Source organism: Methylocaldum sp. GT1BB, from assembly GCF_051027545.1.
In the GTDB taxonomy this organism is placed as follows: Bacteria; Pseudomonadota; Gammaproteobacteria; order Methylococcales; family Methylococcaceae; genus Methylocaldum.
In genome coordinates, this window is record NZ_CP194902.1 from 5,039,446 (window position 1) to 5,063,530 (window position 24,085).

Here is a 24,085-nt window from a genome sequence, read left to right on the forward strand (position 1 = left end):
CGGCATTAGATTCAGAGGCCATAGCATACACCAGAATCCATAGCAAACGAGTCAGGAATTCATTCGCCTGCCCGGCTGAGTACGTCTTGGCGTCTTTGGAATCCCCGTCTTCGCAAAAGAGTCCACCCAGTCTCCCACCTGGTTTTCCGTTTAGCACATTACGCTAAAGCCAATGCGTCCTATACGAATCGTCGCAGGCGCTGGATAGTGCTCCCTATCCGGCGACTCATTGTTTCCGAAAATGATTCGATACGGCTGCAGGCCTTGAAATTGCGGTGTTCGAGCCTCTGCACGGTGAATCCCGCGAAAGTTTCCGGCGCGCCTTCCTGTTTCCAAGAATCTGGGCAATGGCGAAAATGGAAAATATCAATACTTGCTCTTTGGAGGTCCCTGAGCATGGACATCATTCTAGACGGGCCGAGTCAACCGCCGCTTTCCTGCGGAAAACCCAAGTACCTCGTGATCCTGCTGCATGGTGCGGCATCGAATGGCGATGAGATCATCGAACTGGCGCTTGATTGGGCTCCCACCTTGAACAAAGCGGAATTCCTGGCGCCCAACGCACCCTGGCTTAGCGATGGGGAAAGCAATCGGCGCCAGTGGACTTGCCCGACCGACAACGCTCAACACTCGGGCGCTGGGCTGGACGAAGCCGCTGAACGTCTTCAGGTGTTTCTCGATGCTGTCCTCGCCAAACGGCGGCTGGAAGACAGCCAGCTCGCGTTGGTCGGTTTTGCCCAAGGCGCGGCTCTCGCGCTTCGCGCCGGCCTGATGCGGGCCAAGCCGCCGGGCGCGATCGTCGCTGTCGCCGGCGGCATCGATGAAGACCCTATCGAGCGCAATATGATTCGATCCAGTCCGCCGGTGTTATTAGTTGAGGCGGATGTGGAGGCCGGCACCGGCGCGGTGGGCTTGGATCAGGCCCAGCACCAATTGGCCAAGTGGGGAATCTCTATACAAAGGTTGGTTAAACCCGGTAGTTATCATGGTCTTGACGATGACGGGGTGAGCATCATTGCCGATTACCTTCACCGAGCCTTGGTCAAGCCTAGCGCCGACTAGGCGCATATATCGATCTGCTCTTGGGATGGTAGCTCAAAAGATCTCGCGCCTCGGACTCCATGCGACTCGGCCTGCTAACAATGCAGATGGTAAGCCCAAGGAGCCCCGAACCCATGACAGCCGAGAACCGGTAAGCGCATGGGCCACCTCACTGCTTGTGTACTGGTGCGACGTAGCACGGGCATTCACTTTTGATTAATCGAAAAGCCAGGAGATTCAACGTGTCGCAATCGCAATCCGTAATCCTTAACCGCTCCGACGTGCCCACGCGCGAAGCGCTTCAGGAGGCCATCAATGGGCTCAAGTTCAAGCTCTCCGTCGATGAGTCCTACGCTCCGTTCGAAAGCTCTGGCTATTTGCCCTGTACTATCAATGGCGAAGACAGTGGAGTCAATATCCGTTTCGATGCTTTGGAGCCTTATCTGGCCCGATTCCCCAACCTGCAGGCGCAGGCCGGCCAGCGCGACACCCTAATCACCTTGCGCTCGGAAGGCGATCCCCGTGAGGACGTGTGCGTGCTGATGATCGCAGCCGCCTTGGCGCAGAACTTTGATGCCATCGTCCATAGTCCGAAGAAGGATGTACTATCCCCTGCGGAGAAGCTTATCAGTCAGGCGCGCAGCCAGTTCGCCGATCTCGATTAGTCGAGTCGGCCTTCAAACCTGGTAACGGAACCTGCCGGCGGCTCACGACCAGAGGCGCCCATCGATCATGACGTGCGCCTTCGCGCCGGCTGAACTTCGATATCGACGGTGTAGAAAACACTAAACTCGAAAAGCCACGGCATGAAAAATCGGTCGATAGCGGACTTAATTTGGCGTGAAAATGAGACTTTTCCACAGCTTCGTCAGGCATTCACAGGAGAGGCGGCATTGAATCTGAGAATCGCAACAGACGAGGACATCTCTCAGCTGTCTCGTCTCCTTGAGATCCTGTTCGCGCAAGAAGAAGAATTCACGCCCAACGTCGCGCTGCAGGAGGCCGGTTTAAGAACGATCATCTCAAACCCTCAGGTTGGAGAGATCATGCTTGCAGAAGCGGACGGCAAGATCATTGGGATGGTGAGTCTCCTCTATACCGTCTCAACGGCGCTCGGAGCTCGGGCGGCGATCTTGGAGGACATGGTCGTTGATCCCATCAAGAGAGGCGACGGGGTTGGCAGCAAGCTGCTTGAGTATGCGTTGCAGATTTCCCGCGAACGAGGATGTGCACGAATCACGCTCCTAACGGACGCCGGCAATCTTGGCGCTCAAAGATTCTACGAGCGGTTCGGCTTTACCAAATCGACGATGATCCCCTTGCGGCGCTCGCAACAATGCGATTGGCTGAAGTCCAAACCATGAATCGCGACGCTTACAACGCCATCGCCGAATCATGGGACCGAGCGCGCAATGCCTTTTATGGCCGCGAGAAGGCGTACCTGGACACTTTTCTCCGCGATATGGCCGCGCGGTCCCCTATTTTGGACCTGGGCTGCGGCACTGGACGCCCGATGGCCGAGTGCATTTTGAACCAGGGGCATAAGGTCACCGGTATCGATCAGGCAGTCGAGCTACTCGAGCGCGCCAGAACGCGCATGCCGTCAGGGACCTGGATCGAATCGACGATCGAGGGATTCGAGACCGACGATCGTTTCGCCGGCGTTGTCTGTTGGGACGCCCTCTTCCACATTCCGCGCGAGCGTCACCCGGCTATCCTGGCCCGCATTGCCAAAATGCTTATCCCGAAAGGCCGACTGATGTTGACCGTGGGAGGATCGGAGCATCCGGCGTTCACGGATACGATGTTCGGCGAGACGTTCTTCTACGACTCGTTTCCTCCGGAGAAGGTAATGTCTATGCTCGGCGAGCTGGGTTTCAGGCCACTCGTCGCCGAGTTCATGAACGAACCAAGCTCCGGCCGGGACAAGGGCCGCTACGCTATCGTCGCACACATCGCTTAACGTCTCGATACGGCTGCCGTTTCCGGTTTGCCCGGGAGTAGACGCCCATACAAACGCGTCGAAAAACCCTCGACTCGAAAATTCAGCTTTTCGATCATCGACGAACCACAGACCCTAAGCTGTTCAAACCTTGGGGGATTCTAAGCCCGTTAGGGCGGCAAATTAATGATTGATTTAAAGGATTTACCCGATCGATGGCGCCCACTTTTTCGAGCCTGACTCATACTCATCAGGGGCAGGAAGCAGGGACTGTGTTACTCCAAAAACGATTAGTGAGATCGTTCGGATCCGGCCGGCCATCGTTTGCCGAAAAATTGATTATGATGCCGGAAAGACAAGGGATAGGGAGATCAGCGGCAATTTCCCCATCGGCATTGGCCGTCGTCGTCCAATAATACTCGGAGATTTCGTCTTGGCCGATGCGCACCCCGCGGATAGTCGTCTGTGTATTGGGGAGGAAGCCCGAGCCCGTTACGTGGAAGGCCGTTTCCAGGCCGGCTCCGGTGGTCGAGACGCCGAGGTTGGGCTCCGGTTGGGACGGCGGCGGCGGAGATGGTGACTGCGGCGGTGGCGGTGGAGGTGGGGCCGCGGGAGGAGGCGCTTCGGAGGGTTGCCAAGCCCATAACGTGCCGTCGGCCTTTACGGCCCAATGATCAAGATACCTTCCAGCGGAGATGCTGCTAAACCCTTCCCCTGGGATCTTTTGATAACCGATTCCATCGGTTGTAAACCAGACAGTCCCATCGGCAGCGACGAGCCAGGCTGTGCCATCATGGCTGACCGAGACATCTTCCCATTGCATTTCGCTGCCGATTCCCTCGGCAGGAAACCAGGCTTCATCGGGCGTCCCCACGTTGCCGCGCCACCAAAGAGCACCGTAGTTCGCTATACCCCACATTTGACTACGGTTGTTGCCGGCGAGTCGCTTAAAGCCGATCAAGGCACTTCGGTCCTCGAAATCGATACCGTTCCTCGTCATCCAGACAGACCCATCGGCGCGCGCGACCCATACGGTTCCATTAAACACCGTGACGTCCACCAATGGCCCGGCCAAGTTCTGCGGTACCTGCTTCCACGTTTCATCATTGCGCCGATGCCACAAAAAGCCGCTAGAAGTGATGCACCATACCGTGCCGTCGTACGCCACATCCACGCGTGCAAGTCCGCCGGGGCTTGCGACTTGACCGGCGATTCGGGGGGGCCAGGGGCCGCCGCCATGCCGCCAGAGGGTTCCGTCCTTGGCGATGAGCCAGACATCTGTTGCACCTGTATCCAGTTGCTTGGCGACGTCGCGCAGCTGAGGAAAAGAAACTTGCCCTGACTGGGTGGTGTCGATCACGGACCTCGGATACCAAACCCGTTCGTCAACTGCTCTTACGGTGCCGACGAGCACGGTCAGCACTAAAACGGCCAAGACACTGACAAGCTTGATTGTCCGCTTTGAAGGTGCTGGCATATCCGTGCCTCGCTGTGCAGTTCCCGTGTTTATCGTGACGGGGCTCTAGTGGTAAGGACGGGGTTTGGGTTCGATCATACTTCCCTATGACCGGCCTCCCGAAAAAAGTTCATAAGAGGCTCTATTTACGGGAGTTGATCGATGACGGTTCAGACGTACGATCTTGTTTATCCGATGCTAGCACTGTTCTGCTGGACGTTTCTGATCATGCTCAGGAATGTACAGGTCAGAGTCCGGGCGGTTTTGAAGGGAGAGCTTACAAACGAATACTTCGAACTCTTCTGCGGCCCCGAACCTCCGGAAGAGGTATTGAAGACCGGGAACAATCTGAGAAATCTCTCAGAGTTTCCACCCTTGTTCTATGTCGCCGCCCTCGCAATTATGGTAACAGCGCGTACAGACGCTGTTTTCATTGCTCTCGCGTGGAGCTACGTAGCATTAAGGATCGGGCACAGCATGGTGCACCTGACGTTCAACAAAGTTCCCGTCCGCTTCTTTTTATTCATCCTGAGCAATGCCGTTCTGCTCGTAATATGGATACGGCTCGGTGTTCTGGTGTGAAAAGGAACGAAGTCCCAATCGGAAAACGGCAGAGCGTCCATGCGTCAAACACGACACTGAAACTAGTGCGGATTCGCCTCAACCGCCTGTGCCACAAACTCGCCGAAGGCCCGACTGCCGTCACCGGTGGGAATGGTTTTTTCCAGTTGCAAGGTGTCCGCATTGATCACGGAAACGGAGTTGCTGAACCAATTGGCGACATAGATATGCTTGCCGTCGGGATGGGCGGCTATGCCTTCGGGGTATTCGCCCACCTTGATCGTGGCGATGACTTCGCCCCGGTCGGCCGCGATGACCGATACGGTGTTGTCGTATTGGTTCGTCACGAACAGACGACTACCGCCGGCGCCCAAAGCCACCGCATAGGGTCTGTCGCCGACCGGAATGGTTTTCAGTAGCGCCATGCTCTCCGCATCGACCACGGAGACGTCGTTGCTTTCCACGTTGGCGACGTACAGACGGCTGGCTCTTGAGTCCAGTGTGACGCCGAAGGGGTGCTTGCCGACGGTGACCGTTTTCTTGACTTCCAGCTCGGCGGCATCGATGAGCGAAACCGTGTCGTCGTCCCGGTTCGACACGTAAATTTTCGCTCCGTCCGGACTCACAGCGACACCGGAAGGAGAATGCCCAACCGGAATTCGCTTCAGTACTTTCGAGCTATCGAGATCGACCACGGAAAGATAGTGTCCGTACCAATCCGCCACATAGGCCCTCGTCCCGGCCGGATCGACCGCAATGCCCAACGGTCCCTCGCCCATGGGCAAGGTGGCGATCACGTTTTGGGTGCGTCCATCCAGAACCGTAACGTCTTTACTGCCGGGGTTGGTGACGCAAATCCTGGCGCCGTTTCGGCTGACGGCGACGCCGGCCGGCTCCGACCCGACTTTGACAGCCTTGACGACGGTTCCGCTCGCCGTATCGATCACGGATACGCTGTTGTCCTTTTGGTTAGTGACATAAGCATAGGGTTCGGCGGAAACGTCACCGACCGAGGAAAACAGGAGAGCGGTGGCGTACGCCACCGCTTTCGCCCGATTTACCGAATCGTAAACGCCAAACATGTCGTTATTTCTTCTCGGCAACGGCTTTCAGATTCGCCAATCCTTCCTTGTATAGTTCGGTAACCGCTTTGAGGGCGGCTTCATCGCTCTGCTCCGGCGGAGGATTGTTATTCATGAAGCTGCGATAAAAGGCGCCGTTCCATTCCACCTTGGAACCACCGGCCGGGTTCGGTTCGACTTTGATATTCGACGAATAATTGGCTACCGGCAGATCCTTGGGATCGACTTCGGTGATCTTGTATTGCATGGTCATTTTGGAGGCATCGTAGCTCTTGAGTTCTTCCTTGATCACGCCGCCGCTTTTCAGCTTGAGTTCCCGCGTCGCGCCTTTCTCGGTACCGCCTTGCGCCGTGGTGCTTTCAACCGGCGGCAACCATTTCTGCGGATTCGCCCAGTCGCCGACAAGGGCCCAAACCGCGTCCGGCGTGGCGTTGATGTCGACTGTTTCGGTAACCTTCTGACGGCTCGGACCGTGGGCATTCGCAAACCCCGCCCACAGCAACGACAGGACGGCGACTAATGACAAGAGCTTTTTCATTATTTTCTCCTGGTGTGAACGAACAAAGCCGAAAGTATAAGGCAAATTGCTTATGGGTTAGGAGATAATTTCCTGAGCGTAACGCCGCAGACTCGCGAGGATTTCCAGATCCTTGGCGGATAAGCCGGGAGATGTTTCCAGCGCATCGATTCTTGCTTGATATTCGCTCAGAACTATACTTCCGCCACATCCCTGAACCGTCAAGCGCCGGATGCGATACGCTTCCCAGCGGGCGGCTTCTTCCGCCGACAAAGTCTCGGAAAAGTTTCGAGCACGATAGCGGAAAACCAGCTCCGGCAGACGTGCATCCTTAAATGTTGGTTGCGCGCGGCTTAATTCATCCGGAGACAAACCGCGTAGCCATTTTAGAGTCGCGCGATCGGCATCGCCGATGAATCCGTCATACAGCATGAGATCGGGATCATCCATAACCATCTCGACACCGTTGAATTCCATCACTTCCTGGATCTTCTTCGCCAAGGTCCATTCCCGCTTGAGTAAATCGAGGTGGCGGTTACAGCGAGAAAGGTCGATTTGCAGCCGTTCCGCATCTCCGGGACGCAGAGCCGATAACGGCGCGATAACGGGGCATTTGTTCACGTGGACCGTTTTCAGCGGAACACGCTCGACGCCGGGCGGCAGTTTCGCAACCGGAGTGAACAGGCGTTCCCGAAGCTCTTCAGCACTCAGGGTGACGAGTGGCGTGGGATCGACGGAAAGATCGTAAACAACTATCCCGTTCGGATTTCGCGGATGCTTGACGAGCGCAACCACGACGGCAATACAGTGCCGCTCTGCGGCGAATTTTTCCGAAACGTGCAAGACCGGCTGCATTGCGCCGAACCGCAGCAATTCGAAGGCCTCTCTCTTCCCGCGATTAGAAAAAACGAAATTGAAAAGCTTGGGCTGGCGCTCGCGAACCAAACGCGCTATGGCGATGGTCGCCCAGACGTCGGCCAAGGCGTCGTGCGCATTCTCGTGTTGTATTCCGTTAGCGACCGTCAGCGCGTCCAATCGTAGGCTCGGCCTGCCGGAATCGTCCGTGGGCCATTCGATGCCCTCGGGCCGGAGCGCCCGAGTCAGTCGCAGCATGTCGATGATGTCCCATCGGGAATTGCCGTTGCGCCATTCCCGTTCATACGGATCGAACAGGTTGCGGTAAAGACAGTTTCGGGTGACTTCGTCGTCGAACCGAATATTGTTATAGCCGGCTACGCAGGTTCCCGGCACCAAGAACTGATCATGAATCCTGGCGATAAATTCCGCTTCCGTGACGCCCCGCTCCGCAGCCAACTGAGGCGTTATGCCGGTAATCAGACAAGCTTCGGGTACCGGCAATACATCACGCGCGGGCTTGCAGAACAGCGTTACGGGTTCGCCGATCGGATTGAGTTCCAGATCGGTTCGAATGCCTCCGAACTGCGCAGGACGGTCGCGCCTGGGATCGGTCCCGAAGGTTTCGTAATCGTACCAATATAAGGAAGAGCAGGCGGACATGTGCCGGAAGTACCTAGGGTTTACGTGTCCAAGCGAGGAACGTAAACCGCCACGGTACTGTCTTCATCCGGCACATGGGTTGTTTGCGGGAAAAAATCGTTAATGTATTAGCGCCTATCCGCTGGCGACTGTGGGAATTAAAGCGCCTGTTGATCAGGAGTTTTCGGCCATAGCTTCGAGCTTTCGCCGCTTCTCGCATTTCTGAACGCAAACGCATTCGCCGTTGTTTACGCCTCCACAGGTGCCTTTGATGGCGCCTCGCCCGAACATGACGCCTATCGCCATAAAGAAGATAACGGCGGCTATCACCGCAAAAGTAATCAGAAACAGTGTCATCGTTCGCCTCGACTAATCCAATACGGATGATCTTGAGGCACCCTTATGGCCGGTTGCGCCGGTGCCGAAAAGGACATGCCCCGAAAAATGGTCTCGACTTTACTACGTTTTCCAAAAAAGAAAAGCGGGAGGCGCCCGAAAACCCCTCCCGCTTTCTCGGCCGGACGAACCGGGCGGACTAGCCGCCGAAATCGTCCAGCATGATGTTTTCCCTTTCCACGCCGATGTCTTCCAGCATTTTGATCACGGCGGTGTTCATCATCGGCGGACCGCAAAGGTAGTATTCACAATCCTCCGGCGCCGGGTGGTCCTTCAGATAGTTCTCGTACAGAACGTTATGAATGAAGCCGACGTAGCCGGTCCAATTGTCCTCCGGTTTCGGTTCGGAAAGACCGATGAACCACTTGAAGTTCGGATTTTCTTCCTGCAGCTTGTTGAAATCGTCCACGTAGAACATTTCCCGCAAGCTACGAGCGCCGTACCAGAAGGTCATCTTCCGCTTGCTCTTCAACCTGCGAAGCTGGTCGAAGATGTGCGAGCGCATCGGCGCCATACCGGCGCCACCGCCGATGAAGACCATCTCGTTGTCGGTGTCGCGGGCAAAGAACTCGCCGAACGGCCCGGAAATCGTCACCTTGTCGCCCGGCTTCAGATTGAAGATATAGGACGACATGACCCCCGGCGGAATGCCATTGGCTCCCGGCGGCGGCGTGGCGATACGGACGTTGAGCATGATGATATCGCTCTCTTCCGGATAGTTCGCCATGGAGTAAGCGCGAATGGCCGGCTCCTTGACGACGGATTCGTACTGCCACAGATTGTACTTGTCCCAATCGTCACGGAAGCGTTCTTCGACATCAAAATCCGAGAACTTCGCATGATAAGGCGGGCACTCGATCTGGATGTAGCCGCCGGCGCGGAAATTGACATGCTCGCCCTTGGGCAGTTCCAGCACCAACTCCTTGATAAAGGTCGCGACGTTATGGTTCGAGCGAACCGTGGTCACCCATTTCTTCACGCCGAAGACTTCGTCATGAACATGGATCTTCATGTTCTGCTTGACGGTGACCTGGCAGGCCAGACGATCCCCATCCGCCGCCTCTCGCTTGGTGATGTGCGAAAGTTCGGTGGGCAGAATGTCGCCGCCGCCTTCGTGCACTTTTACCCGGCACTGGGCGCAGGTACCGCCGCCGCCGCAAGCCGAGGATACGAACAGATTGTTGTCCGCAAGCGCGGTCAACAGCTTGGCGCCGATGGGAACGTGGATGGTCTTTTCGTCGTTGATCAGGATATCGACGTTGCCGGATGCGACCAGCTTCGATTTCGCGCCGAGAATCACGAAGACCAGGGCAATGACGATCAGGGTGAAAAACAATACGCCTAGGATGATTTCCAACATTGTCTTATGCCCTGCCCCTTACAGTTGAATGCCCGAAAACGCCATGAAGCCCAGCGCCATCAGGCCTGCCGTGATGAACGTGATGCCCAGGCCGCGAAGTCCCGGCGGCACGTCGCTGTATTTCAGCTTCTCGCGAACGCCCGCCATGGCGGTGATCGCAAGAGCCCAGCCGAAGCCGCTGCCGACGCCGTAAACCACGCTTTCGTTGAAGTTGTAATCGCGCTCGATCATGAACAGGCTGCCGGCGAGGATGGCGCAGTTCACGGTGATGAGCGGCAGGAAGATGCCGAGAGCGTTATAAAGTGCAGGGAAAAAGCGATCCAGCACCATTTCCAGGATCTGCACGATCGCCGCGATCACGCCGATACACGCCATCAAAGCGATGAAGCTCAGGTCGACGTTTTCCAAACCCGCCCAGGACAGTGCGCCTTCTTTCAACAGATAGGTATAGATCAGGTTGTTGGCAGGAACCGTGAGCGTCTGCACGATGACAACGGCGATGCCGAGGCCGACTGCGGTTTCGATCTTCTTCGAGACGGCAATGAACGTGCACATTCCCAAGAAGAAGGCCAGAGCCATGTTCTCGATAAAGACCGACTTAATAAATAGATTGATATAGGCTTCCATCAGTGTGCCTCCCCGTGAGCCGGCATGATGGCGAAGTCAGCCTTCTCGACTTGTTGCGGCTTCCAGGTACGCACCGCCCAGATCAGCAATCCGATCAGGAAGAAAGCGCTCGGCGGGAGCAGCAGCAAGCCGTTCGGGACATACCAGCCGCCGTCCTTCAAAAGAGGCAGCACGTCGATGCCGAGCAGTTTGCCGGAACCGAACAGTTCGCGAACGATGGCGACGGTGATCAGAATCAGGCTGTAGCCGAGGCCATTGCCTATGCCGTCGAGAAAACTTTCCCACGGCGGATTCTTCATCGCATAGGCTTCCGCGCGCCCCATGACGATGCAGTTGGTGATGATCAGACCTACGAACACCGACAATTGCTTGCTGATTTCGTAAGCGAACGCTTTGAGAATCTGATCCACCACGATCACCAGCGAGGCAATAATCACCATTTGAGCGATGATACGAATGCTGCTCGGAACGTGATTGCGGATGAATGCGATACCGGCGCTCGAGCAGGCGGTGACCGAAGTCAACGCGAGGCTCATGATCAGCGCGGTCGATAGCTGCGAAGTCACCGCCAGAGCGGAACAGATCCCTAACACCTGCAGAGTGATGGGGTTGTTATCGACTAACGGTTCGACAAGAACTTTCTTGTGTTCTTCATTAAGGTTCATCGGCTTAACCCCTCTGAGATCTAAGCTTTGCCAGATAAAGTCCGAAGCCTTCCCTGCTCATCCAGTAGCTCACCAGGTTGCTGACGCCGCGGCTCGTGAGCGTAGCGCCCGCGAGCGCATCCACTTGGTATTCCGAGCCCGGCTTGGACGGATCGACGGAGCCCTTTACGAGGCCCAATGCGACTTCGCCGATCTCGATCTGCTGTCCCTTCTCGGTCAAGTTGCTCTCGTGCAATTCCTTGCCGGTGAAGTTGTACACTTTCTTTCCTTTCCAAAGCGCCTTCCATTTCGGATTCACCACCTCGCCGCCCAGGCCGGGAGTTTCCGCCTGATCGTAAAGATTGAGGCCGATAACCGTCTGCGCATCGGCTTGCAGCGCCATAAAACCGTACATGGTGGACCACAACCCGTAACCGCTGACCGGCAGGATCACCGACTTCAATTGGCCGCCCTCCTTGACCAAGTAGACCTTGGCGTATTTGGGCTTGCGCTTGATATTGGCGATATCCTTTTCCGGCGGTATGGCCTCGCTCATCGCCGGATCCTTGGCTGCCTTGCGCTGATCGAAGGTTTTCGGATCGATCGAATCGACGTAATCGCCCGTTGCCAAGTCGACGACTTTCGGCTCGATATTCTTGAAGGCCTCGTCGACCTTGGTTCCTTCATCCAACAGGCCCGCCACCTCGAGAATGTTGACTTTTTCGTCCTTGGACTTATTGCTCTCCTGCAGCGGCTTGAGCGCAACGGCCGAACCCGATACCAATACCGCTCCGACCAGGCACAATGCGAAAGCGACGGCGAGCGTTTTCTGGAAACTGTCGTTCGGCAGCACCAGAATCTTCTGCGCGTACTCGTTCGCTTTTTCGATGAAGCCGGCGATCTTATCGGACACCTGCGTTCCCGCTGTGTTGGGATTTGCTGAATCAGGCATGACGTCTAACCCTTCTCGTGATATTCGCTTTAATTACGGCGTAGTCGATCAGCGGCGCGAAAATGTTGGCGAACAGGATGGCCAGCATGATGCCCTCCGGGAAAGCCGGATTGACGACGCGGATCAGCACGGTCATGAAACCGATCAAGGCGCCGAAAACCCAACGCCCGGCATTGGTATGCGCCGCGCTGACCGGATCGGTGGCCATATACACCGTGCCGAAAGCGAAGCCGCCCAGAGTCAAATGCCAGTACCAGGGCATCGCGAACATGGCATTGGAATCGCTGCCGACGATGTTGAACAAGGTGGACGTTGCGACCATGCCGGCCAGGACGCCGGCCATGATCCGCCACGAGGCGATGCGCGTGTAGATCAGGAATGCGGCGCCGATCAGACAGGCCAGGGTCGAGGTCTCGCCCAGCGAGCCTTGCTCGAAACCGAAGAAGGTCTGCCACCAAGAGATGCCGCCCGCCGTGATCGCGTCGACGCCTCCCAAGGCTCCGAAGCCCAGAGCGGTCGCGCCGCTGAATCCGTCTACCGCGGTCCATACCGCGTCGCCCGACATGGAAGCCGGATAGGCGAAATACAGAAATGCGCGGCCGGTGAGCGCCGGATTCAGGAAGTTCTTGCCGGTGCCGCCGAAAATTTCCTTGCCGATCACGACGCCGAACGAAATGCCGATGGCCACCTGCCACAAAGGCGTATTGGGCGGCAGCGTCAACGCGAACAGGATGGACGATACGAAGAAACCTTCGTTTACATCATGCTTCCGGACGACGGCGAACAAGACTTCCCATATACCGCCCGCCACGAGCGTGACGATATAGATCGGGAAAAAATACAAGGCGCCGTGCATCACGACGGAAATCGGATTGACCGGGTTGTAGCCGAAAACGTCCATGATGGCACCGCGCCAGCCGGGTGCCGAGGCGATACCCATGCTCTCCATGGCCGAGTTGGCCTGGTAGCCGGTGTTGAACAGCGCCATCAGCAAACACGGCAGAGCCGCGATCCAGACGTAGGTCATGACCCGCTTCAAATCGACTGCGTCGCGGACGTGAACCCCGCCAGCCGTCACATCGGGAGGGCTATAGAGAAAGGTGTCGACCATCTCATAGATCGGATAGAGCTTCTCCAGCCGACCGCCATGCGCGAAGTACGGATGTATCTTGTCTAAGAATTGCCTAGTACGAGACATTAGCCTTCCTTCTCAATTTGGGTAAGATTCTTGCGAAGCACCGGGCCGAAATCGTGCTTGCCCGGATCGACGAAGGTGCAAAGCGCCAGGTCTTCTTCGTCCAGTTCGAGACAACCCAAGGCCTGCGCCGTATCGGTGTCGCCCACGATCAGCGAGCGCAGCAATTGCGTCGGCAGAATGTCCATGGGCATGACCTCTTCGTAGACGCCGACCGGCACGATAGCTCTCGCGCTGCCATATTTGGCGCTGGTGAAAGCGAACTTGCGCCCCTGTTCTTTGGGAAGACTGGATAAAAGCACGTTCAGGAAAGAGTACTTGTCGCGATCCGGTACTACCCACCCCATGAACTCTCTTTGCCGCCCTTCCTCGATGACGCTGACCTGATTGTGATAGCGCCCGAGATAGTCCGACCATCCTTCCGCCTTCTGGCCGCACAGTATGGACCCCGAAATCACGCGTGCTTCCTTATCCGCAACGGTTTCATTTCGAACCAAATCGCTCAGATTGGCGCCCAGCCGAGTGCGGATCAAACGGGGGCGCTCGACCATCGGCCCGGCGAGAGAAACGACTCGCTCCACGTTCAATCGGCCGGTGGTGAACAGGCTACCGATCGCCATGACGGCTTGATAGTCGAGATGCCAGACTATCTTGGTAGCGCTGACGGGATCGAGATAATGGATATGGGTACCCACGAGACCGGCGGGGTGCGGCCCGTCGAACTCAGCGATCTCGATCTTGTTACTGTCTCCGGAAGGCAGGGAATGATTCGGCGCCGTGCAGAGATAAACCTTCCCCTCGGTCAGCTTGGAAACGACAGTCAGTCCGTTTTTGAAGTCTTGAACCCGTTCCTGAATGACAACATCCGGCCGAGCGGCCAATGGATTGGTGTCGATCGCCGTCACAAAAATGGAATGGGGCGCCGTATCGGGATCGGGAACCTTGCTGTAGGGGCGGGTTCGAAGAGAGGTCCACAAGCCGGAAGCCAGCAGATTCTCTTTTACTTGCTCGACAGTCAGATCGGCGAGTTTGGATTGGCCGTATGATTGAAACTGAACGCTGTCATCGCCGTCCAATTCGATGACGACGGATTGAAGCACGCGTTTGGCGCCGCGATTGATCGCCTTGACCACGCCGCTCCCGGGCGAGGTGAACAAAACCTTGGGATACTGTTTATCCGAAAACAGCGCCTCACCGAGCCTGACCCGGTCTCCCTCCGAAACATTCATGGAGGGCTTCAATCCGACATAATCCAAGCCCAGTAACGCTACGGATTTAACAACGTTACCGTCGTCGTGTATCGTTTGCTCGGGCTCCCCAGTGATCGGCAGATTCAAGCCTTTCTTTGTTCTGATTAGCATATATACGCCTGTGGATCGCACAAATTGACGGCCAAACCACCCCTCTCGCATTCCTGCAACAGGTTCGAAGAAGACGGTAGAGGGAGTGCTAAGATGTATTCGGCTTAAGGCGCGCCGAGAGAGTGCCACGAGTTTATTCAAAACGTCGCGCCTCAAATCGAAGCTGCGCGTAGCGAGAGGTATGCTCGGCGTTTCCCTAAGACTTAGGTAAACCGTCTGGTATTAGAACACAAATACCCGAGGGGCTCAACGCGCGGAGTTCTTGAATCAGAAGGAAAAACGGGGGCCGAGACTCTAATTTTGGTTACAGGACTGTTTCAAAATTCAGCACAAAAAAAAGGGCCTTAGCAAAGCTTCGGCCCTGACAACATCCCAGAGGATTAAGAGGTCTTAAACGCAATGTCGCTAACCCGGAGAATGCTATAACAAGTTCCAAAGAGGAGATGGAGGTAAATCAACTTAGCGTTCTCGCGTGGTCAAAATACTAGCCTCAACCGGACGGTACGATTTTGACTTAAATCAACAAACGCCCGCTTTTCTGTCGTTTCGACAAAAGCTTCGAAACAGTGGCGTAACCGCTCGGTTACTAGCCACTCGACCGATCTCTTAATACAATACCATCGGGAGTTGGCCAGACAGTCGCTGCCCACGTCGTCGACGCGGGGAGAGGAAAGTCCGGGCTCCACAGGGCAAGGCGCCAGGTAATGCCTGGGAGGCGCAAGCCTACGGAAAGTGCCACAGAAAATATACCGCCACGGTCCTCCGGGACCGCGGTAAGGGTGAAATGGTGCGGTAAGAGCGCACCGCGCTTCCGGTAACGGAAGTGGCAGGGCAAACCCCGCCCGGAGCAAGACCAAATAGGGGGGCATTGGAGGCAACTCCTGACGTGCGGCCCGCACGGCTCCCGGGTAGGTCGCTCGAGGCGCGCGGTGACGCGCGCCCTAGATGAATGACTGTCCACGACTGAACCCGGCTTATCGGCCGACTCCCCATGAATCATCGGCGTCGTTTCACGCCATATTCCCGAGCGCCTATTCCGAGATTCGGGATAGGTGCTCCTCTCAATCTATCCAGTCAAGCTAACGAACAGCGAAGGCAGGCGCTCCGGCAATCGTTGCACGTGATCCACGACGGTGTAGCGGTTGGGACCGAAGATTCTGGACACGTACTCGTCTGCCTCGGGATCGAGCGTAAGACAGTAGCTCATGACTCCGACGGTAGCCAGTTCTTCCACCGCCTTTTTGGTATCGAACCGAAGGTACTGCGGATCGCGCTCGTCGATGTCCGCGGGTTCCCCATCGGAAACCAAAAGCAGCAGTTTTTTCTGCTGCGGCTGACGCAGCAGAAACTTTCCGGCGTGGCGCAGCGCCGCCCCCATCCGGGTCGAAAGCCCTCCCTGCATGCCCGCCAATCTCGCCTTTGCCTGATCGTCGAAGGGCTGATCGAAATCCTTGAAACGGTAATACTGCACGTCGTGCCGCCCGTCCGAAGCAAACCCGTGGATGGCGAAGGGATCGCCAATACCGTCGATAGCCCAGGCCAGCAGGGTCGTCGCCTCACGTGCAAGCTGAATCACGGCGCGATCCGATCCCGGCAGGATCTCGTTAGTCGACTCCGATAGATCGAGCAGTACCAGTACCGCCAGATCCCGCGTCTTGCGGATATAGCGGATATTGATGCGCGGGTCCGGCATCTCACCCATGCGGATGTCGATCATGGCGCGAATGGCGGCGTTGAGATCGATCTCGTCGCCGTCCTCCTGCCGCCGCTGGCGGACCAAACCCCGTGGCTGCAAGGCATCGATGATGTGCTTGAGGCGGCTGGCGACGGGCTTGTACTCCACCAGGATCTGCTCGATCAGTTCCTGCTCCCCCCTGGGCTGCCGTTTTTCCAAAACGGTCGCCCAATTGGGGCGGTGCAACTGTACCTGGTAGTCCCACTCGGGGTAATGATAAGGATCGCTGACCGGCTCCTTGCCTTCCAGTTCATTGATGGTGCAGCCTTCCTGATCCAAATGGAACGGCGTCTCCAGGGTCCAGACCTCCTGGGCATCGTCCCCCGCCAGTTCGCAGTCCACCTCGTTGACCATCTCCATGACCGAAACCTTCCTGCGGACCTGGCGCTCGCTGGCCGGTGCGTATTCCGCCTGTTCCCAGAGCTGCTCGGCGAACGCCCAGATGAACCGGTTGTCGTCGCGGTACGGGATAGCTATGCCCTCCAGGATGCGCAACGGCGGGAGCACCAGTCGGTCCTTGACCTTGTTATATAGCGTTACACCCAGATCCCAGCTGATTTGGTTGTCATCAGGACGAGCCGCAAAGACTTCCCGGAAGGCCGCTACCGTCTCCCGAATCAGGCTATCCTCGGTTTCGAGTTCCGCATCGAGCAGCGCATGGGCCAAGCGCTCCAAGAAAGACAGAGCGGGATCGCGGCTTTCCCGACCTTCGGCATCCGCCTCATGCAACGGAAGCCAGAGCTGCCGGAGCCCTGGAAACTGCCGGATGGCCAGATGCTCGACACGGGCATCCTCGATCAGACCGATCATGAACATCTGCACCGGATTCAACGCTTCCGCCGAGATCGGCTTCTTGGTGTAGGCGAGATGCGCGGCGGCGTGGGCGCAGGCAGCACGGTACAGCTCCTTGCCGGAAATGCCGCCGTAATCGTCGAAAGCATCGGGCAGGTAGATGACCGGAAACTCGATGAAAGGCTTGAGTCCTTCGCGCGTTTCATAATCGCCGGCCGTCGGGCGCAAATGGAAATCGCGGCCCCACAACGCGCGCAGATAGAAGTTCAGCTTGCGCTGGGTATCGACGAACAGCGTGCCGCGGCGTTCCTTCTGGAGCACCGCGAGGCTGTCCGCCGTTTCGAGACCGAAATATTTGGCCAGGTTTTCGAAATCGCGCCCGTGCGCCTGTGCGCCCCAGAGCGCCCAGCGGCGCAGCCCGCCCAGCGTCAACTTATCGAATAGCTGGTCGAGGTGCTGAAGCATCGGGCGCAATCCGCGTGGTGCTTTCGCCGAAAGCTGATGGACCAGGGCCAGATACTGGCGCAGCAAGTCGGCATCGCCCAGCCGGCTGGCCGCCGTGGGCAGGCTGTCGAACAGCGCGGCGATCACGCCCCCGCTGACCATGGAGGCCAGCTTCATCACCGAGGTCACCACGTCGGGAATGATTTCGTCGCCCACTTCCTTGGCGACCAGGGGCATTTCCTGGATATAGGACACCACCAGTTCGGACCCGCGTCCCAGTTCCGAAAGCACGCGGGCACCCTCGATATAATTGCGCAAGCCGCCCGGCGACATCACCCGCCCCGCTTCGTGGAAGCTGGCCTCTAGGGTGTCCTTGATATGCGGCTCGACCCGCTCCAGGTATTCGCGGTAGTCTTCCAGGTTGATGCTCATGGCTCGCCTCGTCTTGCCCCGCAGCGGCTTAGTCCTTTTTTAGAAAAACGTAGCAACCGCTGCGTCCAGAGTATCCCGCATGTCCGGATCATCGGTCAGGGGGCGAACCAAGGTCATCTGACATGCCGCCCTCGGTTCGACGCCCTTCGCGATCAGCTGCCCCGCATACACTAGAAGACGCGTCGAAATTCCCTCGTCCAAACCATGGCCCTTGAGATTGCGGGCTCGATGAGCAATCTGCACCAGCTTCTCTGCGGTTTTCGGGTCGACGCCGGTTTCGTGGGAAATCACTTCGGTTTCCACTTCGGTCTTCGGGTAATTGAAATCCAGGGCGCCGAAGCGTTGCTTGGTGGATTGCTTCAAGTCCTTCAAAAGGTTTTGATAGCCGGGATTGTAGGAAATGACCAACTGGAAATCGGGATGCGCATGCACCAACTCGCCTTTCTTGTCGAGCGGCATGGTCCGGCGATGATCGGTCAAAGGGTGTATGACCACCGTCGTGTCCTGGCGCGCTTCGACCACCTCGTCCAGGTAACAAATCGCACCGATCCTGGCCGCCGTGGTCAATGGCCCGTCCTGCCAGCGCGTGCCGGTGGCGTCGAGCAGGAAACGTCCAATCAGGTCGGAGGCCGTCATGTCCTCGTTGCAGGCGACGGTAATCAACGGCCGCTTCAGCTTCCAAGCCATGAACTCGATGAAACGGGTCTTGCCGCAACCGGTCGGGCCTTTCAGCATGACCGGCATCCGCGCGGCATAGGCGGCCTCGAATAACTCGATCTCGTTAGAGACCGGCCGGTAATAGGGTTGTTCTTCGATAAAATACTGTTCGGAGATGGTCATCGCTCAATCCTCTTCACGGATTTCCACGTTTTATCGACTCGATTAACGTTTTGATAATTTCGTCCGCACGGTTTATCGGCAGAGAAAAATGGCCCTCGCCCGGAAATGTAAAAACCTGAGCGTGGGGAAGTCGTTCGGCGAGCGCCAGCGTGTGGGATAACGGCACGGTAACATCCGCTTCGCCGTGCCAGAACGTAGTCGGCATTCGGATCTGCGCGAGGTCAATCCCCCAGTCGTGAGCATACAAAATCATGTCCTGTACTGCTCCCTCCCCGCCCGAACGCAAGGCCTCCCGCACCGAGGCGCAGAGGGCCGCTTTAATCTCCGGGCGCGTCAAGGTCGACCGGTCGGAAGCCGGACTGCCTAAAGCCAGTAGAGACAGCGCCACTTCGGGGCTTCGGAAAATCAGGCGTCCGAGGAACTCTCCGTAAATCAAACGCAGCATCCGGGGTGCGCTACGGGCCGCGCCGAATCCGAACCGTGCCGGCCAATGCATAGCCTGCGTCGCTTCCGGATCTTCCAATAGCCCGAGACCGCAGATGATCCCGACCGCCTGTACCCGGTCCGGCAGCTGCGCGGCGAGGGCCAGCCCGTAAGGTCCCCCGCCGGACGTGCCCAGCACTGAGAACCGTTCGATGCCGAGATAATCAGCCAATTGAGCGACGTCGTCAGCCCAACTCCCGATAGTGCGCGCCGGCTTCAAATCCGACAGTCCGTAGCCGGGACGATCGGGGGCGATAATGCGTGCCCGCTGACGTTCGGCCGCCTGCGCAATGAGGACGCTCTCCAGCCGGGAGGCGGGGAACCCGTGGCAGTAGACGACCGGCATTCCGCCGGGATCACCGACCTCGGCGAAGCCGAGCCTGCGCCCGTCTTTGAGCGTAACGCTCCGATCAAGTCGCTTGCTTAAGTCCATACCTTTTTGAATCGCCATCTCGAAAAAAAGCCCCGGCCTGCATTCACAGAACGGGGCTTTCGAACCTAAGCCTGGCTGCGCCTAGGCTTTGATCGGCCCCCGGTAAATCACCATGGCAGCGCCTTGCGACTGCTTGAAGTTGTCGTAGCCGACCAACCGCACATGGTTGTTCGGATGCGCCTTATGACAGGCCTCCGCTTCCGCCAGAATACGGTCCACATCGGTTTCGCCGAACATCGGCAACTTCCACATATACCAGTAGTGGTCGAAGGCGTTCTCCGGTTCGGTATGCTCGATGGCCGGATTCCAGCCCTTGCTGACGATGTATTCCACCTGTTTTCGGATATTGGCGGCGTCCATCGGCGGCAAATAGGAGAAAGTTTCGAATTTTCGGCTCGAAACATCGGTCAGGCTGGATTTGTAATCTTGCATTTCACTCATGATTGTTCCAATCCTCGTTCATTGATCGCTTGAGCAATCCCCTCCCGTTTCAGAGGGGACTGCTTTCTAGCGACGTTCGGTTCTTCAACGGTATCGCTTCAAATCAGTCGGACTGTCCGGGCGATTACTTGTGCGCCACGTCGAGTTTGTCAACCGTATCGAACTCGAACTTGATTTCCTTCCAGGTTTCCAATGCAGCCTTGAGCTCGGGGCTGTCCTTGGCCGCGGATGTCAGAATCTCCTTGCCTTCTTTCTCGAGCTGACGGCCCTGGTTGCGGGCTTCGACGCAAGCTTCCAGAGCAACGCGGTTGGCTGCGGCGCCCGCCGCGTTGCCCCACGGATGGCCGAGAGTACCGCCGCCGAACTGGAACACGGCGTCATCGCCGAAAATCGACAACAGCGCCGGCATGTGCCAGACATGGATACCGCCCGAAGCGACGGCGAACGCTCCCGGCATGGCGCCCCAATCCTGATCGAAGAAGATGCCTCTAGAGCGATCCTCCTTGATGTAGCGCTCGCGAAGCAGATCGATCCAGCCCAAGGTGGACGCCCGATCGCCTTCCAGCTTGCCGACGACGGTGCCGGTGTGCAGGTGATCGCCGCCCGATAGTCTCAGAATCTTGGTCAACACACGGAAATGGATGCCATGATTCGGGTTGCGGTCGATCACGGCGTGCATGGCACGGTGGATATGCAGGAGAACGCCGTTGTCGCGGCACCAGTTGGCAAGACCCGTATTGGCGCAGAACCCTCCGGTAATGTAGTCGTGCATGATGATGGGCGCACCGATTTCCTTGGCGTATTCCGCACGCTTGTACATTTCTTCCGGGGTCGGCGCGGTCACGTTCAGGTAATGGCCCTTGCGTTCCCCCGTTTCGCGCTCCGCCTTATGGATGGCTTCCATGACGAAATCGAAGCGTTGCTTCCAGCGCATGAACGGCTGGCTGTTTACGTTCTCGTCATCCTTGGTGAAGTCCAGGCCGCCGCGCAGGCACTCGTAAACCGCGCGTCCGTAGTTCTTCGCGGACAGCCCCAGTTTCGGCTTGATGGTGCAGCCCAAGAGCGGGCGGCCGTACTTGTTCATGATGTCGCGCTCGACCTGAATGCCGTGGGGCGGACCGCCGCAGGTCATCACATAAGCGATTGGGAAGCGCACGTCTTCCAGGCGCAATCCGCGGACGGCCTTGAAGCCGAACACGTTGCCGACCAGAGAAGTGAAAACGTTTACCACCGACCCTTCCTCGAACAGATCGATCGGATAAGCGATGAAGGCATAGAACTGCTCGTCGCTGCCCGGAACGTCTTCGATGCGGTAGGCGCGGCCTTTGTAATAGTCGAGATCGGTCAGAAGGTCGGTCCAAACCGTAGTCCAGGTGCCGGTGGACGATTCTGCGGCGACTGCCGCTGCCGCTTCCTCGCGAGGCACGCCAGGCTGAGGCGTAATTTTGAATACGGCCAAGATATCGGTATCCGCCGGGGTGTAATCCGGCATCCAGTAGGTCTCGCGGTATTCTTTTACGCCCGCGCTATAGGTCTTTACAGCCATACTTTCCTCCTACCACATCTGTGGATTGTTCTCAGGAATGTTTTTCTGGTCCTACTTGGACCGCAAATCGTATTGTCCTTTCACAGCGAGGAACTATAAGCCGTTCCGTTCATAAAAAAAATTCAGTTGTTATGATTACTGTAATAAGACTTACTTATACTAAATGACCAACGTTTGGAGCCCTGACACAAAGGAATGCCCCACGGTCGCCGGATAGAATAAGCCAAGAACTTTCGGCGCTCCAAGGAAGATTTGCCCGATTCGGACGCGAATCGGCTGTTGTCTCAAACGGCGCACACCGCCCAATCGCTTCGCCTTCGTTCCGTCGCCTCCTCCCTCGGAATACAACTTCAACCGTCGAAACCGGCTTCCCGCTCTCTCAAATGCTTCGAAGGCATCCGTCGCAAACGTGAGACGGAACGTAAAACCTTGCTCACAATCGGGAACTCTGGCGATTCAAGTGCGTCAACACCGTTACGGGCTCACGCTCGTAACCGGGATCAGGGATAGTCCGGATAGACCCGGTTTGTATCCGCCCACCGAATTGGCCAAACTGGATTTTCAAGGAGAGAATCATGAGACTCGCACCGCTTTATTTGGGAGCGGCATTGGCCGTGACGGGCCAATCCCAGGCAGCATCCTATTTCCTGGACCAAACGAACATCGACCAAGCCCCCTTTACCGACGGAACGAATTACTTGACGGTGAATGTGGGCACATCGGGGAACGATGTTACCTTTGACGTCGATGCACTGAATGATCCGGGCCAGCCATTTGCGGACAAGGAATTATCCAATTTCGGCATCCAATCGTTCGGGTTCAATCTGGCAAACGGAACCAGCTTGGAATCGGACAATATCACCGGTTTACCCGCCGGCTGGAACGTCGATTTCAACCGGACACTAAACGGATTCGGCAGATTCGACGTAGTCGTGTCGGGCACCGGGAGTAACCGCCAGGAGCCGCTCAGCTTTAGCATCACCGACATCAACGGCGATACGCCCGACTCCTACCACGCCCCCTCTACCGGAACTGCGGACCAAGGAAACGCTTGGTACGCCGCCCACGTGACGGACTTTTCAGGCCCCGAACCGGCCATGAACGGCAACCAGAACGGCGAGATCACGAGCGGCTATTTCGGCGGCGGCGACGGCCCGGGAGTAGCGCCGGCACCCGTTCCGGTTCCCGGCGCGGTCTGGCTGTTCGGCTCGGCCATCGCCGGGCTGGGCCTGATCTCAAGACGTTCCCGCAAAATCTAAAGACTCGGGCTCGCATTCCGAGGTCCGTGTTTCAAGAGGATGCTAGCCAAGCGGCTGAAATAAGCCCATTTAATGCCGCCTGCCCGAAATTTAGCGGAGTGCCGATTTCTTTTCATTTCCAGGCAGGCGGCCTCGCCCATCAACAGCAAGGCTCGGGCTCGACTCACCCGTTTGCCTGTGCGCATTCTTGCAGCTGATTTGACGTCCGATAGCTATTTCGCTATCGGAAAGCATGAAAGACCCGGATCAGAGCAGTTCGAACGTGAAGCCGCCCACGTCGTTAGTGGGTTTGGCCAATAGCAAGCGAATTTCAAACGGTTTGCCGACAGGCATCAGCGAGGTTTTTTCCCCTTCGGGAAGATATTCCGCAGGCGTGAATATCCGCTCCGCCACCGGGCTTCCGTTGAGTTCGGTGAGAACCAGCTTCAGATTGGGGAGCATTTGCGGCAAGTTGGACTGATTCGCAAAGACGAGTTGGAATTCCAGTGCGTCATCGCGGGTCGAGTCCGGCCGCAAGGCGCGATCGAAAATCTGGATGCGGCGCACGTCTTTATAGGGCGGCAAAGAACAGTCGATCGTCTTGCAGGCCATGTCCAGCCAGGGACGCAGTCGTGCGCTCTGTACTATTCTGTCTCCTTCGAAAATGACCAGTTGAGCAATCAGGAGACCCAGCAGCCCGAACACGCCCAGCCCCCACAAAGCACCCGGCGTTACCGAGGACGGACCGGACTTTCCTTTGCCATGGCCTGCCCGAGCTTCCCCGTCAAACGCCTTGCTTTTGTGCTCGGTCCCCGATTGCTCGCCACCCGACTCCTCGGACAGCTCCCGCTCGAATTTTCGGAGGAGGACCGCTTCTCGATCTCCCAAAACCGGAGGTCTGGCTTGAGGCGTGTCCTCCGGAACCGCATCCTTCACGGCTTGCCCCAAGGATACTAAGACGTTGAAAACGATATGGCAGCGGTCGCAAAGCGCTTCTCCGCGTCCAGCCCGTAATTGGCCGACGCTGATGCGGTATGCGGTCTTACACTCGGGACAGCGGGTAAACACGA

The 24,085-nt window shown here is 57.2% G+C and carries 23 protein-coding genes and 1 other RNA gene; 7 read left to right on the forward strand and 17 right to left on the reverse strand.

Annotated features, from left to right (window positions below; translation table 11 throughout):
- Positions 1-396: 396 nt before the first annotated feature.
- The 4 genes from ACR2TX_RS23560 to ACR2TX_RS23575 all read left to right on the forward strand — a co-directional run bounded on the left by ACR2TX_RS23560 (position 397) and on the right by ACR2TX_RS23575 (position 3,004).
- Positions 397-1,062 carry an alpha/beta hydrolase gene (locus ACR2TX_RS23560; RefSeq protein ID WP_434130799.1) on the forward strand — a complete coding sequence of 222 codons (666 nt, stop codon included), beginning with the start codon at positions 397-399 and terminating at the stop codon, positions 1,060-1,062.
- 221 nt (positions 1,063-1,283) lie between these two features.
- Complete coding sequence (locus tag ACR2TX_RS23565; protein WP_434130801.1) at positions 1,284-1,706, forward strand: hypothetical protein; 423 nt, start codon at positions 1,284-1,286, stop codon at positions 1,704-1,706.
- A 141-nt stretch (positions 1,707-1,847) separates the two neighbouring features.
- Positions 1,848-2,405 (forward strand): GNAT family N-acetyltransferase, encoded by a 558-nt coding sequence (locus ACR2TX_RS23570; RefSeq protein WP_434130803.1) that lies wholly within the window; start codon positions 1,848-1,850, stop codon positions 2,403-2,405.
- Positions 2,402-3,004: a class I SAM-dependent methyltransferase gene (locus tag ACR2TX_RS23575; protein WP_077728818.1), complete on the forward strand. Its 603-nt coding sequence runs from the start codon at positions 2,402-2,404 to the stop codon at positions 3,002-3,004. The genes ACR2TX_RS23570 and ACR2TX_RS23575 overlap by 4 nt, the downstream gene beginning before the upstream one ends.
- Positions 3,005-3,233: 229 nt before the next feature.
- Here ACR2TX_RS23575 and ACR2TX_RS23580 read toward each other — a convergent pair whose 3' ends face one another.
- On the reverse strand, positions 3,234-4,343 hold the full coding sequence (locus tag ACR2TX_RS23580; RefSeq protein WP_143735067.1) for a tectonin domain-containing protein: 1,110 nt from the start codon (positions 4,341-4,343) through the stop codon (positions 3,234-3,236).
- Positions 4,344-4,601: 258 nt separating this feature from the next.
- Here ACR2TX_RS23580 and ACR2TX_RS23585 point away from each other — a divergent pair, with 258 nt between their 5' ends.
- A complete protein-coding gene (locus tag ACR2TX_RS23585; protein ID WP_077728816.1) occupies positions 4,602-5,021 on the forward strand; it encodes an MAPEG family protein in 420 nt (139 codons plus the stop codon).
- 62 nt (positions 5,022-5,083) lie between these two features.
- Here the strand turns inward: ACR2TX_RS23585 and ACR2TX_RS23590 are convergent, their stop codons facing one another.
- The 10 genes from ACR2TX_RS23590 to ACR2TX_RS23635 all read right to left on the reverse strand — a co-directional run bounded on the left by ACR2TX_RS23590 (position 5,084) and on the right by ACR2TX_RS23635 (position 14,631).
- Positions 5,084-6,082 carry a cytochrome D1 domain-containing protein gene (locus tag ACR2TX_RS23590; RefSeq protein WP_077728815.1) on the reverse strand — a complete coding sequence of 333 codons (999 nt, stop codon included), beginning with the start codon at positions 6,080-6,082 and terminating at the stop codon, positions 5,084-5,086.
- 4 nt (positions 6,083-6,086) lie between these two features.
- Entirely contained in the window at positions 6,087-6,620 is a 534-nt protein-coding gene (locus ACR2TX_RS23595; RefSeq protein ID WP_077728814.1) for an SRPBCC family protein, read from the reverse strand.
- Positions 6,621-6,677: 57 nt separating this feature from the next.
- Positions 6,678-8,117: an exodeoxyribonuclease I gene (gene sbcB, locus ACR2TX_RS23600; RefSeq protein WP_077728813.1), complete on the reverse strand. Its 1,440-nt coding sequence runs from the start codon at positions 8,115-8,117 to the stop codon at positions 6,678-6,680.
- A 153-nt stretch (positions 8,118-8,270) separates the two neighbouring features.
- A complete protein-coding gene (locus ACR2TX_RS23605; RefSeq protein WP_077728812.1) occupies positions 8,271-8,453 on the reverse strand; it encodes a DUF539 domain-containing protein in 183 nt (60 codons plus the stop codon).
- 178 nt (positions 8,454-8,631) lie between these two features.
- Positions 8,632-9,852: an NADH:ubiquinone reductase (Na(+)-transporting) subunit F gene (gene nqrF / locus ACR2TX_RS23610; RefSeq protein ID WP_077728811.1), complete on the reverse strand. Its 1,221-nt coding sequence runs from the start codon at positions 9,850-9,852 to the stop codon at positions 8,632-8,634.
- An 18-nt stretch (positions 9,853-9,870) separates the two neighbouring features.
- The gene (nqrE, locus tag ACR2TX_RS23615; protein WP_077728810.1) at positions 9,871-10,479 is read right to left on the reverse strand and encodes an NADH:ubiquinone reductase (Na(+)-transporting) subunit E; all 609 of its coding nucleotides are present in this window, start codon (positions 10,477-10,479) and stop codon (positions 9,871-9,873) included.
- Complete coding sequence (locus ACR2TX_RS23620; RefSeq protein WP_077728809.1) at positions 10,479-11,144, reverse strand: NADH:ubiquinone reductase (Na(+)-transporting) subunit D; 666 nt, start codon at positions 11,142-11,144, stop codon at positions 10,479-10,481. The genes nqrE and ACR2TX_RS23620 overlap by 1 nt, the downstream gene beginning before the upstream one ends.
- Positions 11,145-11,148: 4 nt before the next feature.
- Positions 11,149-12,075 carry a Na(+)-translocating NADH-quinone reductase subunit C gene (locus tag ACR2TX_RS23625; RefSeq protein WP_077728808.1) on the reverse strand — a complete coding sequence of 309 codons (927 nt, stop codon included), beginning with the start codon at positions 12,073-12,075 and terminating at the stop codon, positions 11,149-11,151.
- The gene (locus tag ACR2TX_RS23630; RefSeq protein WP_434130806.1) at positions 12,068-13,273 is read right to left on the reverse strand and encodes an NADH:ubiquinone reductase (Na(+)-transporting) subunit B; all 1,206 of its coding nucleotides are present in this window, start codon (positions 13,271-13,273) and stop codon (positions 12,068-12,070) included. Before ACR2TX_RS23630 ends, ACR2TX_RS23625 begins: the two co-directional genes overlap by 8 nt.
- Positions 13,273-14,631 (reverse strand): Na(+)-translocating NADH-quinone reductase subunit A, encoded by a 1,359-nt coding sequence (locus ACR2TX_RS23635; RefSeq protein ID WP_434130808.1) that lies wholly within the window; start codon positions 14,629-14,631, stop codon positions 13,273-13,275. Before ACR2TX_RS23635 ends, ACR2TX_RS23630 begins: the two co-directional genes overlap by 1 nt.
- Before the next feature lie 623 nt (positions 14,632-15,254).
- Between ACR2TX_RS23635 and rnpB the strand changes: the two genes are divergently transcribed.
- Positions 15,255-15,624: RNase P RNA component class A (gene rnpB, locus ACR2TX_RS23640), an RNA gene on the forward strand.
- 73 nt (positions 15,625-15,697) lie between these two features.
- On the opposite strand, the gene ACR2TX_RS23645 is transcribed toward rnpB, so the two are convergent.
- The 5 genes from ACR2TX_RS23645 to ACR2TX_RS23665 all read right to left on the reverse strand — a co-directional run bounded on the left by ACR2TX_RS23645 (position 15,698) and on the right by ACR2TX_RS23665 (position 21,777).
- The gene (locus tag ACR2TX_RS23645; RefSeq protein WP_434113708.1) at positions 15,698-18,034 is read right to left on the reverse strand and encodes a nitric oxide reductase activation protein NorD; all 2,337 of its coding nucleotides are present in this window, start codon (positions 18,032-18,034) and stop codon (positions 15,698-15,700) included.
- Positions 18,035-18,073: 39 nt separating this feature from the next.
- Positions 18,074-18,874 carry a CbbQ/NirQ/NorQ/GpvN family protein gene (locus tag ACR2TX_RS23650; RefSeq protein WP_077728796.1) on the reverse strand — a complete coding sequence of 267 codons (801 nt, stop codon included), beginning with the start codon at positions 18,872-18,874 and terminating at the stop codon, positions 18,074-18,076.
- Positions 18,875-18,887: 13 nt separating this feature from the next.
- Positions 18,888-19,790, reverse strand: coding sequence for an alpha/beta fold hydrolase (locus ACR2TX_RS23655; protein WP_077728795.1), 903 nt, complete (start codon positions 19,788-19,790; stop codon positions 18,888-18,890).
- A gap of 81 nt (positions 19,791-19,871) precedes the next feature.
- Positions 19,872-20,231, reverse strand: coding sequence for a ribulose bisphosphate carboxylase small subunit (locus tag ACR2TX_RS23660; RefSeq protein ID WP_077728794.1), 360 nt, complete (start codon positions 20,229-20,231; stop codon positions 19,872-19,874).
- A 124-nt stretch (positions 20,232-20,355) separates the two neighbouring features.
- Positions 20,356-21,777, reverse strand: a complete 1,422-nt coding sequence (locus tag ACR2TX_RS23665; RefSeq protein ID WP_077728793.1) for a form I ribulose bisphosphate carboxylase large subunit — start codon at positions 21,775-21,777, stop codon at positions 20,356-20,358.
- A 575-nt stretch (positions 21,778-22,352) separates the two neighbouring features.
- Between ACR2TX_RS23665 and ACR2TX_RS23670 the strand changes: the two genes are divergently transcribed.
- Positions 22,353-23,036, forward strand: coding sequence for a VPLPA-CTERM sorting domain-containing protein (locus tag ACR2TX_RS23670; protein ID WP_086134330.1), 684 nt, complete (start codon positions 22,353-22,355; stop codon positions 23,034-23,036).
- 246 nt (positions 23,037-23,282) lie between these two features.
- Here the strand turns inward: ACR2TX_RS23670 and ACR2TX_RS23675 are convergent, their stop codons facing one another.
- On the reverse strand, positions 23,283-24,083 hold the full coding sequence (locus tag ACR2TX_RS23675) for a zinc-ribbon and DUF3426 domain-containing protein (RefSeq protein WP_077728791.1): 801 nt from the start codon (positions 24,081-24,083) through the stop codon (positions 23,283-23,285).
- Positions 24,084-24,085: the final 2 nt, after the last annotated feature.